We start from the raw sequence: 15,343 nt of genomic DNA, 5'->3' as shown, positions 1-15,343 counted from the left end.
CAAGCTCTCATAGCCGGGAGTTTGCTGGTGGTTCGCACTGGTCACAGGGGCGCTCAAACCTAGGTTTTTATATTCTTAGGTTTGGGTGCCTATCAGGTCTAACTCCGACAGGAGCCAATCCGTGAAAGACTTATTAAAGTTTCTGAAAGCGCAAACTAAGACCGAAGAGTTTGATGCGATCAAAATTGCTCTGGCATCGCCAGACATGATCCGTTCTTGGTCGTTCGGCGAAGTGAAAAAGCCGGAAACCATTAACTACCGTACGTTCAAACCAGAACGTGACGGCCTTTTCTGCGCCCGTATCTTTGGCCCAGTAAAAGATTACGAATGCCTGTGCGGTAAGTACAAGCGTTTGAAACACCGCGGTGTTATCTGTGAGAAATGCGGCGTTGAAGTGACTCAAACTAAAGTACGCCGTGAGCGTATGGGTCACATCGAACTGGCTTCTCCAACTGCGCACATCTGGTTCCTGAAATCCTTGCCTTCGCGCATCGGTTTGCTGCTGGATATGCCATTACGTGACATCGAACGTGTTCTGTACTTCGAATCCTATGTGGTTATCGAAGGCGGCATGACCAACCTAGAACGTCGCCAGATCCTGACTGAAGAGCAGTATCTGGATGCGTTGGAAGAGTTTGGTGATGAGTTCGACGCGAAAATGGGCGCCGAAGCTATCCAAGCCTTGTTGAAAAACATGGATCTGGAAGCTGAGTGCGAGATCCTGCGCGAAGAATTGAACGAAACAAATTCTGAAACCAAGCGTAAGAAGCTGACCAAGCGTATCAAGCTGCTGGAAGCGTTTGTCCAATCTGGTAACAAGCCAGAGTGGATGATCCTGACCGTGCTGCCTGTGTTGCCGCCAGATCTGCGTCCATTGGTTCCATTGGATGGCGGTCGCTTTGCGACTTCTGATCTGAACGATTTGTATCGTCGCGTGATCAACCGTAACAACCGTCTGAAGCGCCTGCTGGACTTGGCTGCACCTGACATCATCGTACGTAACGAAAAGCGTATGCTGCAAGAAGCAGTAGATGCATTGCTGGATAACGGCCGTCGCGGTCGTGCAATTACCGGCTCTAACAAGCGTCCGTTGAAGTCACTGGCTGACATGATCAAAGGTAAGCAAGGTCGTTTCCGTCAGAACTTGCTGGGTAAACGTGTTGACTACTCAGGCCGTTCGGTTATTACCGTAGGTCCATACCTGCGTCTGCATCAGTGCGGTCTGCCGAAGAAAATGGCTCTTGAGCTGTTCAAACCGTTCATTTACGGCAAGCTGGAACTGCGTGGTCTTGCGACTACCATCAAAGCAGCCAAGAAAATGGTTGAACGTGAAGAAGCGGTTGTTTGGGATATCTTGGATGAAGTTATCCGTGAACACCCAGTGCTGCTGAACCGTGCACCAACCCTTCACCGTTTGGGTATCCAAGCGTTTGAACCGGTTCTGATCGAAGGTAAGGCAATCCAGTTGCACCCATTGGTTTGTGCGGCATATAACGCCGACTTCGATGGTGACCAAATGGCTGTTCACGTACCGCTAACACTGGAAGCTCAGTTAGAAGCGCGTGCGTTAATGATGTCTACCAACAACATTCTGTCACCAGCGAACGGCGAGCCAATCATCGTTCCTTCACAGGACGTTGTATTGGGTCTGTATTACATGACCCGTGACTGTGTTAACGCCAAAGGCGAAGGCATGGTTCTGACTGGCCCGAAAGAAGCTGAGCGTATTTACCGCGCTGGCCTAGCATCTTTGCATGCACGGGTAAAAGTCCGTATTACTGAAGAAATCCGTAATATCGAAGGCGAAAGTACAACACGCACCAGCATTATCGATACGACTATCGGCCGTGCCATTTTGTGGATGATTGTCCCGAAAGGCCTGCCTTACTCTATCGTTAACCAACCGTTGGGTAAAAAAGCCATTTCTAAGATGCTGAACACCTGTTACCGCATCTTGGGCTTGAAACCAACCGTTATCTTTGCTGACCAGATCATGTACACCGGTTTTGCTTACGCAGCACGCTCAGGCGCCTCTGTAGGTATCGATGACATGGTTATCCCAGATGCGAAAGCAGGGATCATCGAAGAAGCTGAAACCGAAGTTGCCGAGATTCAGGAACAGTTCCAATCCGGTCTGGTGACTGCGGGTGAACGTTATAACAAAGTGATCGATATCTGGGCTGCGGCTAACGAACGTGTTGCTAAAGCGATGATGGATAACTTGTCTGTCGAAGACGTCGTCAACAGTAAAGGCGAAGTTGAGCAGCAGGTTTCCTTCAACAGCATCTTTATGATGGCCGACTCCGGTGCGCGTGGTTCTGCAGCACAGATTCGTCAGCTAGCTGGGATGCGTGGCCTGATGGCTAAACCAGATGGCTCGATCATTGAAACGCCAATCACCGCGAACTTCCGTGAAGGGTTGAACGTACTTCAGTACTTCATCTCAACGCACGGTGCTCGTAAAGGTTTGGCGGATACCGCATTGAAGACTGCGAACTCCGGTTACCTGACTCGTCGTTTGGTTGACGTGGCACAGGATCTGGTTGTGACTGAAGATGACTGTGGTACTCATAACGGTATCGTTATGACACCAGTTATCGAAGGTGGTGATGTTAAAGAGCCACTGCGCGATCGCGTTCTGGGTCGTGTGACCGCTGAAGAAGTTATCAAGCCGGGTACGGCTGATATTCTGGTTCCGCGTAACACCCTGTTGGATGAAAAATGGTGTGATCTGTTAGAAGATAACTCCGTCGACAGCGTCAAAGTTCGTTCAGTTGTAAGCTGTGAAACCGATTTCGGTGTGTGTGCTAACTGCTATGGTCGCGACCTGGCACGTGGTCACATCATCAACAAAGGTGAAGCAGTGGGTGTTATTGCAGCACAGTCCATCGGTGAGCCAGGTACACAGCTTACGATGCGTACGTTCCACATCGGTGGTGCGGCATCTCGTGCGGCAGCAGAATCCAGCATTCAGGTTAAGAACAAAGGCACGCTGAAACTGAGCAACGTCAAGTTCGTGACCAATGCAGCAGGCAAGCTGGTTATTACTTCTCGTAATACTGAGCTGAAGCTGATCGACGAATTCGGTCGGACTAAAGAAAGCTACAAAGTGCCTTATGGTGCCGTAATGGGCAAAGGCGATGGTGCAGAAGTTCAGGGCGGCGAAACCGTTGCTAACTGGGATCCGCACATCATGCCAGTTGTGACCGAAGTGAGTGGCTTCATTCGCTTTGCGGACATGGTTGACGGCCAGACCATTACTCGCCAGACCGACGAACTGACTGGTTTGTCTTCTCTGGTGGTTCTGGATTCAGCAGAGCGTACCGGTAGCGGTAAAGACCTGCGTCCAGCACTGAAAATTGTTGATGCCAAAGGCAACGACGTATTGATCCCAGGTACTGATATGCCTGCTCAATACTTCCTGCCAGGTAAAGCGATTGTACAGTTGGAAGACGGCATTCAGATCGGCGCAGGTGATACCTTGGCGCGTATTCCGCAAGAATCAAGCGGTACCAAGGATATTACCGGTGGTCTGCCACGTGTTGCTGACTTGTTCGAAGCACGTCGTCCGAAAGAGCCTGCAATCCTGGCTGAAATCAGCGGGATCATCTCGTTCGGTAAAGAGACCAAAGGCAAGCGTCGTTTGGTGATCTCACCGTTGGATGGTAGCGATGCATACGAAGAGATGATTCCGAAATGGCGTCAGCTCAACGTGTTCGAAGGTGAAATTGTAGAACGCGGTGACGTGGTCTCCGACGGCCCAGAATCTCCACATGACATTCTGCGTCTTCGTGGTGTTCACGCGGTTACCCGTTACATCACCAACGAAGTGCAGGAAGTTTACCGTCTGCAAGGCGTTAAGATTAACGATAAACACATCGAAGTTATCGTTCGTCAGATGTTGCGTAAAGGCACCATCGTTGACGCTGGTGGCACCGACTTCCTGGAAGGCGAGCAGGCAGAAATGTCTCGCGTTAAAATCGCTAACCGTCAGCTGGCAGCAGAAGGCAAAATTGAGGCTACGTTCACACGTGACCTGCTGGGTATCACCAAGGCATCCTTGGCGACCGAGTCCTTTATCTCTGCAGCGTCGTTCCAGGAAACCACGCGCGTTCTTACTGAAGCGGCAGTTGCCGGTAAACGTGATGAACTGCGCGGCCTGAAAGAGAACGTTATCGTGGGCCGTCTGATTCCAGCCGGTACCGGTTACGCATATCATCAGGATCGTGCGCGCCGTAAAGCGCTGGGTGAAGTGCCTGTTGTTCCGCAAGTTAGCGCGGATGAAGCAACAGCTAACTTGGCTGAATTGCTTAACGCTGGTTTCGGTAACAGCAAAGACTAATCTCTTTGTTTGTCACCAAGCTAAAAACCGCTCCTTTGGGAGCGGTTTTTTTTTACCGTTTTTCAGTGGGCTGAGTCTCGACTACTGAATTGCTCGACCTAAATGACGATCCCAATCTTTCCAAACAGGTTGTAACCCTGCTTGCGTCAATGCTTGGGCGACTTGCTGCGGAGAGCGATTATCATGGGGAGCGAACTGTTCCAGTTCAGGATGATCGTCAGCATATCCCCCTGGTTGAGTCTTCGATCCTGCACTGACATTATTGATTGCCACGGGAATGACATTGTCGCGGAAGAAGGGGGATTCCCGAGTCGAGAGTGACAATTCCACATCCGGTGCAAACAGACGAAATGCGCAAATCAGTTGCAGTAGCTGCGGCTCACTCATCAGTGATGCTGGCTCAATGCCACCAGCGCAGGGCCGTAACCGTGGGAAAGAGATCGAATAGCGGCTCTGCCAATAGGTTTTTTGCAGATAAAACAGATGTTCTGCCAGCATATAGCAATCCGTTCGCCAACTGTTCGATAGCCCGATCAACGCGCCTAATCCTATCTTATCGATTCCTGCCCGACCTAAGCGGTCAGGGGTCGCCAACCGCCAATGGAAATCTTGCTTATGGCCCCGTAAATGATGCTGCTGATAAGTGGCTGGGTGATAGGTTTCCTGATAAACCATCACGCCATCCAATCCCAGCGTTTTTAATTCTGCATATTCCGCTTCTGCTAGCGGCTGCACTTCCATCATTAACGAACTGAAACGACGACGAATCGCAGGTAAGTGGCGTCGGAAATAGTCCATGCCCACTTTCGCTTGGTGCTCACCGGTGACCAACAGTAGATGTTCGAAACCCAATGCTTTGATAGCTTCACATTCACGGATGATCTCAGCTTCATCCAGTGTTTTACGCTTGATGCGATTGCTCATGGAGAAGCCGCAATAAGTACAATCATTCGCACAGAGATTGGAAAGGTACAGCGGGACATAAAACCCGACAGTATTGCCGAAACGTTGGCGGGTGAGCTGCTGAGCTTTTTGCGCCATCGGCTCCAGATAGGCCAGTGCTGCGGGTGAAATCAGCGCCATCAGATCTTCTCGGTCGGGCTTGGTGCTATTTAACGCCCGTTCGACGTCACGCGCGGTTTTCGCATTGATGCGCAGAGAGATATCGTCCCAATCCAATTGCTGCCAATGAGAACTAAAATCTTCAGGCATGATGATTCTCCTCTAGCTGGCTGAGGAAACCGGTCAGTGGGCTGGTGGCTGTCGCCTGATGTTGTGATTGCCCCAATCCAGCTTGGCGCGCCAGCTCGCCAGATTCTACTGCTAACCGGAAGGCATGGGCCATTTGTACCGGTGAACGTGCAACAGCAATCGCAGTATTCACGAGTACGGCATCTGCTCCCAGTTCTATCGCTTCAACGGCATGACTAGGCGCGCCAATACCTGCATCGACCACCACTGGCACTTTCGTTTGCTCAATAATGATTTGTAGAAAGTCGCGGGTGCGTAAGCCTAAATTTGAACCTATCGGCGCCCCTAGCGGCATCACAGCGGCACAGCCTACCTCCTCCAGCCGTTTACATAATACCGGGTCCGCGCCACAGTAAGGCAACACCACAAAACCGTCTTTCACCAATATTTCAGCGGCTTTCAGAGTTTCTATCGGATCGGGTAGCAGGTACTTCACATCGGGGTGGATCTCGAGTTTCACCCAGTGAGTCCCGAGGGCTTCGCGTGCTAAACGTGCGGCAAACACCGCTTCTTCAGCGGTTTTCGCCCCAGAAGTATTGGGTAGTAAGCGCACACCTAATTGACGCAAGGGGGCCAAAATAGCATCGTTGCCTGATTTCAAGTCAACTCGCTTCATCGCCATGGTAATTAACTGTGAACCTGAAGCCTGTAGTGCTTCGAGCATCAGTGCAGGCGACGAAAATTTTCCCGTGCCGGTAAACAATCTTGAGGTAAATGTGGTATCAGCAATTTTCAACATATCAGCCCCCTGCAATGGCTTGAAACAGCAAAATGTCATCCCCATCCTGTAATAGGTGGTAGTCCCAACTATCACGGGGAATAATGGTTTGATTGATGGCGAGCGCACTGCCAGGCTGGTTGTAACCCAACTGAGTTAATAGCCCATTTACCGTCAACGCGTTATCTAGCTCGATCAATTCATCATTCAGTGAGATTTTCACGTTCTGCCTCCGCAAGCCGGGCAATGGTTGGCTTTGCTGAGTTGTAACGTGCTCCAGCTTTGCTGTTTGCCATCGAATAGCCGCAATTTGCCACTGAGTGCCGAGGGCAGCCCTGCCAGCATTTTGATGGCTTCCAATGCCTGCAATGTTCCGATAACACCCACGACTGGCCCTAACACGCCGGCGGTACGGCAGTTACGCTGCTGTGTTTCTTTGCTGGGATATAAGCAGGCATAGCAACCGTGGGCGTAAGGGGGTTCTATAATGAGCAATTGGCCGCTGAATCCAACGGCACTGCCACTGATCAAGGGTTTGCCTGCTTGGACGCAGGCGGCATTGACCTGATGACGGGTTTCCATGTTGTCGCAACAATCGAGTACCAAATCTGCCGCCGCGACAGCTTCGGTTAAGGTATTGCCCGCCAAACGTTGTTCGAGGGTGATGGCTTCTATCTGCGGGTTTAGACCTTGCAACTGGCGCTGTGCCAATTTGGCTTTGCTTTGGCCAATATCAGCCGTGCGGTAAAGGACCTGACGCTGTAAGTTACTTATTTCCAAGGCATCATCATCGGCTAACCACAACTTTCCTACGCCAGCCGCCGCTAAATAGAGCGCAGCAGGTGAACCAAGCCCCCCGAGACCCACAATCAATACGCTGGCTTGTTTCAGTTTTTGCTGCCCGTCGGGGCCGATATCCTCCAGCAACAGTTGGCGGCTGTAGCGTAGAAAATCTCTATCACTCAATGCGTTATCATGCATAAGCTATCTCCTTACCTTCGACCAGTCGCAATAACTGTGCTGTGGCATGCTGCCAATCTGCGGCTTGAGTGATGGCACTGACCACCGCAACGCTCCCCACACCGCTGGCGACAACGTCAGGCACGCGCTCCAAACTGATGCCACCAATGGCAACCGTAGGGTAATCAGGTGTATTGATCACTTGCCGCGTTAATGCGGCTATACCTTGCGGAGAAGAGGGCATCTGCTTGGTTTGGGTAGGGAAAATATGGCCGAGAGCAATATAAGAAGGGCGTAACTCACGGGCCAGCGCCAGTTCCTGTTCATCGTGGGTGGAGACACCAAGGCGTAATCCGGCCTGCTGAATAGCGGCTAAATCGGCAATCTCAAGATCCTCTTGCCCGAGGTGAACCCCATATGCGCCGTGCTTAATGGCGAGCCGCCAGTAATCATTGATAAATAATCGTGCGTTATAGCGTTTACCCAACTCAATGGCAGCGGCAATATCCTGCTCCACCTGCTTATCATCTAAATCTTTGATGCGCAGTTGGATAGTCGTCACGCCACTGGCGAGTAATCGAGTGATCCAGACCAAGGAATCCACCACTGGATACAACCCTAGACGGTGCTCAGTTGCGGCAAAAGGAGCATCAAGCTTGTTCATCGTTAACCTCTGTCTGCCGGATACTCGCGCTGTGATACAACTCGCTGCCACGAGAGCGGAACTCAGCTGACATCTTTTCCATGCCAGATTGCTGAATCTGGATAGGTTGAGCTTGGGTTTCCTGTGTAGCCCGTTCTTGATTAGCGGCCTGTTCTTGCCTAGCCGCTTGTTCTTGCGTAGCAGCATAGTCGCGTACTTCTTGCGAGATTTTCATTGAGCAGAATTTTGGGCCGCACATTGAGCAGAAATGGGCCACTTTACCGGACTCTTGCGGCAAGGTTTCATCGTGATAAGCGCGTGCAGTTTCAGGATCGAGAGCCAGATTAAATTGATCTTCCCAGCGGAATTCAAAACGGGCTTTGGACATGGCGTTATCGCGGATCTGCGCGCCAGGATGCCCTTTGGCCAGATCGGCGGCATGAGCGGCTATTTTGTAAGTGATGAGTCCCTGTTTTACATCGTCTTTATTCGGCAGACCAAGATGCTCTTTCGGTGTGACATAACACAACATGGCACAACCAAACCAACCGATCATGGCCGCACCAATACCTGAGGTGAAGTGATCGTAACCCGGTGCGATATCCGTCGTGAGCGGGCCTAAGGTATAAAAAGGCGCTTCGTGACAGTGCTCAAGCTCTTCAGTCATATTGCGACGGATCATTTGCATGGGAACATGACCCGGCCCTTCGATCATCACCTGAACATCGTATTCCCACGCGATCTTGGTCAATTCACCCAAGGTATGCAATTCGGCGAACTGGGCTTCGTCATTGGCATCTTGAATAGAACCTGGACGTAAGCCATCACCCAGTGATAATGAAACGTCGTAGGCTGCGCAAATTTGGCAGATTTCACGGAAATGCTGATACAGGAAGTTTTCCTGATGATGGGAAAGGCACCATTTCGCCATAATGGAACCACCGCGAGAAACGATGCCGGTCAAACGTTTTGCGGTCATCGGCACATAACGCAGTAACACACCGGCGTGGATGGTAAAATAGTCCACCCCTTGTTCCGCCTGCTCTAGCAAAGTATCGCGGAACATTTCCCACGTTAAATTCTCGGCAACACCATTCACTTTTTCTAATGCCTGATAGATAGGCACGGTGCCGATGGGGACTGGGCTATTACGTAGAATCCATTCACGGGTTTCATGAATATAGCGGCCCGTAGACAAATCCATCACGGTATCGGCCCCCCAGCGCGTTGACCAAACCAATTTCTCCACCTCTTCTTCGATGGAGGAGGTCACGGCCGAGTTACCGATATTGGCGTTCACTTTGACCAAGAAGTTTCGACCAATAATCATGGGTTCGGCTTCTGGGTGATTAATATTGGCGGGGATGATGGCGCGGCCTGCGGCAACTTCTTGGCGCACGAATTCTGCTGTGATGTTATCCGGCAAGTTGGCCCCAAAATTTTGCCCAGGATGCTGGTGGCGCAGGACTTCCCCGCGAATCCTTTCACGCCCCATATTTTCGCGAATAGCGATAAACTCCATTTCTGGTGTGGCAATACCCGCCCGAGCGTAATGAAGTTGGGTAACGCATTTGCCATCGATGGCTTTTTGCGGACGTGGTAGGTGCTCAAAGCGCAAATGATCTAGACCTTCATCAGCCAAGCGCTGTTGAGTAAAGCCTGAACTGACCGTGCTCAGTGCTTCGGTATCTTGACGATCCGCTATCCAGCTAGCACGCAATTTGGGCAGGCCGGCGTGGACATCGAGCTTAGCGAGCGGGTCGCCATAGGGGCCAGAGGTGTCGTAAACCGGGATAGCTTCATTGTCTTCGTAGCGAGGATCATCTTTGCCGCCGCCGATCAACGTTGGGCTAAGCTGGATCTCGCGCATGGGAACCTGAATATCAGGTCGCGAGCCTTGTAAATAGATTCGTTGAGAGTTGGGGAAGGTCACTCCTTGCAAAGTATCAATAAATTGCTGAGCTTCTTCACGCTGTACTTTACGCGGACGTGACGGGTTTTTAACGGTGGATGACATTGTATTTTTAGACATAGCAAATTCCTACCAGTGTGGTGTAGAGGGAAAATTGCTTGTCTGGAGCTTGGCGGGAGTAACGATGTTGGCCAGTAACCGGTAGCCACCTGTGAAGGGAGAATGCCGGGTCTGTAGCGATAAATTACTCTTGTTCCCTTCGCGGGTACTAACCCGATCAGGTTCCGCGGATCCCGAATTAACGGTCTCAGCCTGCGTCTGCTTTTAAAAACCTACGCTAGGCACTCCGACAAGAGCTTTGAGTATATGAGGTTATTTTAAAACTACAATAGTCGATCCAAATCTATTCGGTTAATTCGCTCGGCTCTCTTTATTTTCCGGTTGAGCCGCTTGCCAAGACTCTGCAGCCCATTTAATCAGTTGATCTTCTAGCTGGAAGCGAGCGTCGAGGGCTTCACCGATATCGGATAATGCCTGCTGAAACTCGGTGCAGCTATCATCATCGATCTCAATGTTTGAGTAGCGATCATGGAAAGACATGATCGTTTGAGTGTTGTTTTTTAATGCGGGATAGACTTTGGTGGTCAGCGCCATTCTCGGGCTAGACTCGCCTTCTACTTGCTTGATAATTCTGTCGTAGATGTGAAAATGACCCGAAGAAAGATAATCCACCAAATTATGGCAAAAGTTCTCCAGCGCTTTTTCATTTAGCGGGGTATGCTTTTCTTTTTGTGGCTTAATACCGATCACTGTGCAATATGAAACTAAGAGTTCTTTACGCGCATGAAGCCATTGATCTATTAATTCGTTACTGCCGCCAACGCGTTGAGTCAGGCTTTCCAGTCGATTTAGCATGAACGACTCCGTGATGTAATAATGAGTTACAAAAAAGTAACAAGCCAGTTTCTAGATTGCCAGTGAAGTCGAGGTTGTGCAACAACGATATGGAACTACAACTTACAGGTAAAGAAAGTGGCTGGTGGATTGTCAGCCATGAAAACAGATTATGGTTACCGAAAGGTGAACTGCCTAAAGGGAATGCAGCCAATTGGTTGCTACAGGGAGCAACCGCTAGACAGATTGGTGAATGGCAAGGGGAGGCTGTTTGGCTGATCCGCCAGAATATGCCCACTGAGATGGGGTCAGTACGCCAATTGCTGGATATCGATCGCGGATTGTTCCAATTGGCTGGCCGAGGTGTGCAGTTGGCAGAGTTTTATCGCTCTCACCGCTATTGCGGTTATTGCGGCCATCAAATGCATGCCAGCCGCACCGAATGGGCTTGCTTGTGTAATCACTGCCGAGAACGTTATTACCCGCAAATCGCCCCTTGTGTGATTGTTGCCATCCGTCGCGGTGATGAAATCTTATTGGCACAGCATGTACGGCATCGTGGCGGTATCAATACCGTGTTAGCGGGTTTTGTGGAAGTCGGTGAGACACTCGAGCAAGCGGTGTCGCGCGAAGTGTTAGAAGAAAGCAATATCCACATAAAGAATCTGCGCTATGTGACCTCACAGCCTTGGCCGTTCCCACACTCGCTCATGATGGCGTTTATGGCGGAGTACGACAGCGGTGAATTGCGGCATGATCCGAAAGAACTGCTGAATGCGGGTTGGTATCGTTACGATCAATTACCGCTACTGCCACCGCCAGGCACCGTGGCTCGCAGGTTGATTGAGGATACGGTCGCCTTGTGCCGCCGCGAGCAGGAAAGCTGAATCCGGCATGCTACAATGCCGCTCAATAAAAGGCTGTCGCTAAATAAGAGACTGTCGCTCAATAAAAAATCGCTGCTAAATGATTGATGGCCGCTAGATGACTAAGGGAGCACCACCATGAATGAATTGAAAAACGATCGCTATCTGCGGGCTTTACTGCGCCAGCCGGTAGATGTGACGCCAGTATGGATGATGCGCCAAGCAGGCCGCTATTTGCCAGAATATAAAGCTACCCGTGCTGTGGCGGGGGATTTTATGTCGCTGTGCAAAAATGCCGAGTTAGCCTGTGAAGTGACAATGCAGCCATTGCGTCGTTATCCTCTGGATGCAGCGATTCTGTTTTCAGACATTCTGACCATCCCTGACGCCATGGGGCTAGGGCTCTATTTTGAAGCTGGCGAAGGCCCTCGCTTCCAATCCCCTATTACCTGCCGTGCTGATGTTGAAAAGTTGCCGATCCCCGATCCGGAACAAGAATTGGGCTATGTCATGAATGCGGTGCGAACGATTCGCCGTGAGTTGGCAGGGCAAGTGCCACTGATTGGTTTCTCCGGTAGCCCATGGACACTGGCAACCTATATGGTTGAGGGGGGCAGTAGTAAAGCCTTCACCAAATTGAAAAAAATGATGTACGCGGAACCGCAAACATTGCATCTGTTGCTAGATAAAGTGGCTGATAGCGTCATTTTGTATCTCAATGCCCAAATCAAAGCCGGTGCGCAGTCTGTGATGATCTTTGATACTTGGGGTGGGGTATTGACGGGGCGTGATTATCTTGAATTCTCATTGTGTTACATGCATAAAATCGTCGATGGCCTGATCCGCGAAAATGAGGGTCGCCGTGTGCCAGTGACGTTGTTTACGAAAGGTGGAGGACAGTGGCTTGAAGCGATGGCGGCCACGGGTTGTGATGCGCTGGGCCTCGATTGGACGACCGACCTCGCCGATGCCCGTCATCGTGTCGGTGACAAAGTTGCGCTGCAAGGCAACATGGACCCTTCAATTTTGTATGCACCACCGGCACGGATTGAACAAGAAGTCAGCACTATTCTAGCCAGTTATGGGCAAGGAGAAGGGCATGTCTTTAACTTGGGTCACGGTATCCATCAGGATGTGCCGCCAGAGCATGCGGGTGCCTTTGTGAATGCGGTGCATGCATTATCACGGCCTTATCACCAATAAATGGCTTGGATAGGTTACCCGCTATGATTGACACCAAAGCGCTACGGGCTGAGCAACAACAACGGGCATCTGAAGTGATACTGCAAGATGCCCCTGTGCTGGATAATCTCGTTCACCAGCCTGTGCGTTTTATTGCGGGTGCTGATGTCGGTTTTGAGCAGCAGGGAGAAATCACCCGTGCTGCTATCGCGATTTTGCGTTATCCCTCACTTGAGCTGGTGGAATATCAGGTTGCTCGTGTTGCAACTTCACTGCCGTATATCCCCGGTTTACTCTCTTTTCGTGAATATCCGGCATTATTAGCCGCTTGGGCGCAGCTCCAGCAACGACCTGATCTGGTGCTTGTCGATGGCCAAGGTATCGCGCATCCACGCCGCTTAGGGGTTGCCAGCCATTTTGGCTTGTTAGTTGATGTGCCCACTATCGGTGTCGCCAAAAGCCGTCTGTGCGGGCATTATCAGCCCTTGGATAGCGATAAAGGGGCATTACAACCGCTAATTGACGGTGAAGAGCAACTTGGCTGGGTATGGCGTAGCAAAACGCGCTGCAATCCTCTGTTTATTTCACCTGGGCATCGAGTCAGTGTTGAGAGCGCCTTAGTCTGGGTTCAGCGTTGCATGGCGAGTTACCGCTTGCCGGAACCGACCCGTTGGGCAGATGCTATCGCCTCAAACCGCCCGCAATTTCAACGTTGGGTGCGGAATCCTCCTGATTTGCTTGGCAAGAATAGGGATATGATTTAATTTCGGGTACACTGCCGCGCAGATAATGAATAATGAGAACTCATAATGATACGTAATCCGATTCATCTACGCCTCGAAAAGCTAGAAAGCTGGCAACACCTGACTTTCATGGCTTGTTTGTGCGAACGGATGTATCCCAACTATCAGCAATTCTGCTTAGAAACTGAATTCGGCGATCCGCTGATTTACCGGCGTATTCTGGACCTTATCTGGGAAACGTTGGTGGTAAAAGACGCTAAAGTCAATTTTGATAGCCAGTTGGAGAAGTTAGAAGAGGCAATTCCTTCTGCTGATGACTATGCTATCTACGGTGTTTATCCTGCTATCGATGCCTGTATTGCATTGAGTGAGGCTATTCATTCACGTTTGAGTGGTGAAACACTGGAACATGCCATCGCGATTAGCGAAACATCCATTCGTACTGTTGCCATGTTAGAAATGACATTGGCTGGCAAAGAAATGACCGACGAAGAACTGAAAATTTTGCCTGCTGTTGAAGAAGAATGGGATATCCAATGGGAGATTTTCCGTCTATTAGCTGACTGTGAAGAGCGAGACTTAGATCTGATCAAAGGGTTACGATCTGACCTACGGGAAGCGGCTGTTAGCAACATTGGCATAAATTTAACGCAATAAGGCAAGAAAACGTGATTTAACGCCTGATTTGTCACGTCTTAAGGCTTCACATCTGCCCCCTGTCTGTTCTACATTTGGGGGGCGAAAAAAAGTGGCTATCGGTGCGTGTATGCAGGAGAGTGCTGTCAGCTGGCATATCCGTCGCACTTGATGCTTTGCAAACGATAAACACACTGTAAGGATAACTTATGAATAAGACTCAACTGATTGACGTAATCGCGGACAAAGCGGACCTTTCTAAAGCTCAAGCTAAAGCGGCTTTGGAGTCCACATTGGCTGCCATTACCGAATCTCTGAAAGACGGTGATCCAGTACAATTGGTTGGTTTCGGTACTTTCAAAGTAAACCATCGTAATGAGCGCACTGGCCGCAACCCACAAACTGGTAAAGAAATCAAAATTGCTGCAGCTAATGTGCCAGCGTTTGTTTCTGGTAAAGCACTGAAAGATTCTGTTAAATCTTAATAGTGTGTCAGTGAAAATAGTAAGCAGGGGGGTGGCAAAGCCCCTTTTGTTTATGCAGCGGGTGCTGATGACCTTTGGCTTTGTCTTTGGTCTCAGTGCCTGTAGCAGTCATTCAGGTCCCCCCCAGTTCAGTGCCAGCGGATACATCGCCGATAGCGGTGTGGTACGTTTATGGCGACAAGATAATGCGCAGCAACAACCACTTGTGTTGATGAGCGTCTACAGCCCCTACTCAGGGGAGAATACCCGCGTGACTTTCTATGAATACCAAAATGGTATCTTGCGTGAAATTCGCCGCAACGATTTAGGCCGTAACCCGCAAAACATAGAACTTCGTTTCGATGAAGAAGGGCAAGTAAGCTTCATGCAGCGCCAGTTAGCAGAACGGCGTGAGCAACTCTCTGCCGATGAGATTGCGGTTTTTCAGCTAGAAGCGAAACGTATCCTTGAACTCAGTAGCGCACTACGCGCTGGGAACGTCAGATTAATTCAGGGGCGTTGGCAGGCAGGTATCGTCACGACCTGTGCTGGAAAAACAGTGCGGTTGAGTCTCGATGATAATTCGCAGGCCTGGCTGAGTAAACGAGGGAGCGATAGTGTACAGCCGCTGGGTGTCGCCTGGCTGGATTCACCGGAAGGCGAACAATTATTACTGGTTGCCAATCAGAATTTCTGCCACTGGGAACCGACTGCCGGTAGTTTGTGAATACT

General features: G+C 50.4%; 14 protein-coding genes and 1 riboswitch. Of the genes, 7 read left to right on the top strand and 7 right to left on the bottom strand.

The window, feature by feature from the left end; all coding sequences use genetic code 11:
* Positions 1-121: 121 nt before the first annotated feature.
* Positions 122-4,342 (top strand): DNA-directed RNA polymerase subunit beta', encoded by a 4,221-nt coding sequence (gene rpoC / locus DA391_RS21375; protein ID WP_050083719.1) that lies wholly within the window; start codon positions 122-124, stop codon positions 4,340-4,342.
* Between the two features lie 81 nt (positions 4,343-4,423).
* On the opposite strand, the gene thiH is transcribed toward rpoC, so the two are convergent.
* From thiH to DA391_RS21340, 7 genes are all read right to left on the bottom strand, one after another.
* Complete coding sequence (thiH, locus tag DA391_RS21370) at positions 4,424-5,554, bottom strand: 2-iminoacetate synthase ThiH (RefSeq protein ID WP_057645510.1); 1,131 nt, start codon at positions 5,552-5,554, stop codon at positions 4,424-4,426.
* Positions 5,547-6,332, bottom strand: coding sequence for a thiazole synthase (locus tag DA391_RS21365; RefSeq protein WP_050083717.1), 786 nt, complete (start codon positions 6,330-6,332; stop codon positions 5,547-5,549). The genes thiH and DA391_RS21365 overlap by 8 nt, the downstream gene beginning before the upstream one ends.
* A 1-nt stretch (position 6,333) precedes the next feature.
* Positions 6,334-6,534, bottom strand: a complete 201-nt coding sequence (gene thiS / locus DA391_RS21360; RefSeq protein ID WP_050083716.1) for a sulfur carrier protein ThiS — start codon at positions 6,532-6,534, stop codon at positions 6,334-6,336.
* The gene (locus DA391_RS21355) at positions 6,531-7,292 is read right to left on the bottom strand and encodes a HesA/MoeB/ThiF family protein (protein WP_050083715.1); all 762 of its coding nucleotides are present in this window, start codon (positions 7,290-7,292) and stop codon (positions 6,531-6,533) included. Before DA391_RS21355 ends, thiS begins: the two co-directional genes overlap by 4 nt.
* Positions 7,285-7,935: a thiamine phosphate synthase gene (gene thiE, locus DA391_RS21350; protein WP_050083714.1), complete on the bottom strand. Its 651-nt coding sequence runs from the start codon at positions 7,933-7,935 to the stop codon at positions 7,285-7,287. Before thiE ends, DA391_RS21355 begins: the two co-directional genes overlap by 8 nt.
* A complete protein-coding gene (gene thiC / locus DA391_RS21345) occupies positions 7,922-9,946 on the bottom strand; it encodes a phosphomethylpyrimidine synthase ThiC (RefSeq protein ID WP_050874890.1) in 2,025 nt (674 codons plus the stop codon). Before thiC ends, thiE begins: the two co-directional genes overlap by 14 nt.
* 117 nt (positions 9,947-10,063) lie before the next feature.
* Positions 10,064-10,185: riboswitch (TPP riboswitch) on the bottom strand.
* Positions 10,186-10,237: 52 nt separating this feature from the next.
* Entirely contained in the window at positions 10,238-10,741 is a 504-nt protein-coding gene (locus DA391_RS21340; protein ID WP_050083712.1) for an Rsd/AlgQ family anti-sigma factor, read from the bottom strand.
* 89 nt (positions 10,742-10,830) lie between these two features.
* On the opposite strand from DA391_RS21340, the gene nudC reads away from it, so the two are divergent.
* From nudC to DA391_RS21310, 6 genes are all read left to right on the top strand, one after another.
* Positions 10,831-11,607 (top strand): NAD(+) diphosphatase, encoded by a 777-nt coding sequence (gene nudC / locus DA391_RS21335; protein WP_050083711.1) that lies wholly within the window; start codon positions 10,831-10,833, stop codon positions 11,605-11,607.
* Between the two features lie 117 nt (positions 11,608-11,724).
* Positions 11,725-12,789 (top strand): uroporphyrinogen decarboxylase, encoded by a 1,065-nt coding sequence (gene hemE / locus DA391_RS21330; RefSeq protein ID WP_108088186.1) that lies wholly within the window; start codon positions 11,725-11,727, stop codon positions 12,787-12,789.
* A 23-nt stretch (positions 12,790-12,812) separates the two neighbouring features.
* Positions 12,813-13,532, top strand: coding sequence for a deoxyribonuclease V (gene nfi, locus DA391_RS21325; protein WP_050287354.1), 720 nt, complete (start codon positions 12,813-12,815; stop codon positions 13,530-13,532).
* A 45-nt stretch (positions 13,533-13,577) separates the two neighbouring features.
* Positions 13,578-14,168, top strand: a complete 591-nt coding sequence (locus DA391_RS21320) for a YjaG family protein (RefSeq protein WP_019213462.1) — start codon at positions 13,578-13,580, stop codon at positions 14,166-14,168.
* A 188-nt stretch (positions 14,169-14,356) separates the two neighbouring features.
* A complete protein-coding gene (gene hupA, locus DA391_RS21315) occupies positions 14,357-14,632 on the top strand; it encodes a nucleoid-associated protein HU-alpha (protein ID WP_004876782.1) in 276 nt (91 codons plus the stop codon).
* Positions 14,633-14,684: 52 nt separating this feature from the next.
* Positions 14,685-15,338, top strand: coding sequence for a DUF1481 domain-containing protein (locus DA391_RS21310; RefSeq protein WP_050083708.1), 654 nt, complete (start codon positions 14,685-14,687; stop codon positions 15,336-15,338).
* Positions 15,339-15,343 lie beyond the last annotated feature (5 nt).

The sequence above is a fragment of the Yersinia massiliensis genome, from assembly GCF_003048255.1.
In the GTDB taxonomy this organism is placed as follows: domain Bacteria; phylum Pseudomonadota; class Gammaproteobacteria; order Enterobacterales; family Enterobacteriaceae; genus Yersinia; species Yersinia massiliensis_A.
Note: the sequence above shows the minus strand (reverse complement) of the source record. Positions and strands in the feature narration are given on the sequence as shown.

Excerpts from the sequence above, each read along its gene's own strand:
- thiH (WP_057645510.1), bottom strand. The coding sequence starts at position 5,554 with ATGCCTGAAGATTTTAGTTCTCATTGGCAGCAATTGGATTGGGACGAT.
- DA391_RS21365 (WP_050083717.1), bottom strand. The coding sequence starts at position 6,332 with ATGTTGAAAATTGCTGATACCACATTTACCTCAAGATTGTTTACCGGC.
- DA391_RS21355 (WP_050083715.1), bottom strand. The coding sequence starts at position 7,292 with ATGCATGATAACGCATTGAGTGATAGAGATTTTCTACGCTACAGCCGC.
- thiE (WP_050083714.1), bottom strand. The coding sequence starts at position 7,935 with ATGAACAAGCTTGATGCTCCTTTTGCCGCAACTGAGCACCGTCTAGGG.
- thiC (WP_050874890.1), bottom strand. The coding sequence starts at position 9,946 with ATGTCTAAAAATACAATGTCATCCACCGTTAAAAACCCGTCACGTCCG.
- DA391_RS21340 (WP_050083712.1), bottom strand. The coding sequence starts at position 10,741 with ATGCTAAATCGACTGGAAAGCCTGACTCAACGCGTTGGCGGCAGTAAC.
- nudC (WP_050083711.1), top strand. The coding sequence starts at position 10,831 with ATGGAACTACAACTTACAGGTAAAGAAAGTGGCTGGTGGATTGTCAGC.
- hemE (WP_108088186.1), top strand. The coding sequence starts at position 11,725 with ATGAATGAATTGAAAAACGATCGCTATCTGCGGGCTTTACTGCGCCAG.
- nfi (WP_050287354.1), top strand. The coding sequence starts at position 12,813 with ATGATTGACACCAAAGCGCTACGGGCTGAGCAACAACAACGGGCATCT.
- DA391_RS21320 (WP_019213462.1), top strand. The coding sequence starts at position 13,578 with ATGATACGTAATCCGATTCATCTACGCCTCGAAAAGCTAGAAAGCTGG.
- hupA (WP_004876782.1), top strand. The coding sequence starts at position 14,357 with ATGAATAAGACTCAACTGATTGACGTAATCGCGGACAAAGCGGACCTT.
- DA391_RS21310 (WP_050083708.1), top strand. The coding sequence starts at position 14,685 with ATGCAGCGGGTGCTGATGACCTTTGGCTTTGTCTTTGGTCTCAGTGCC.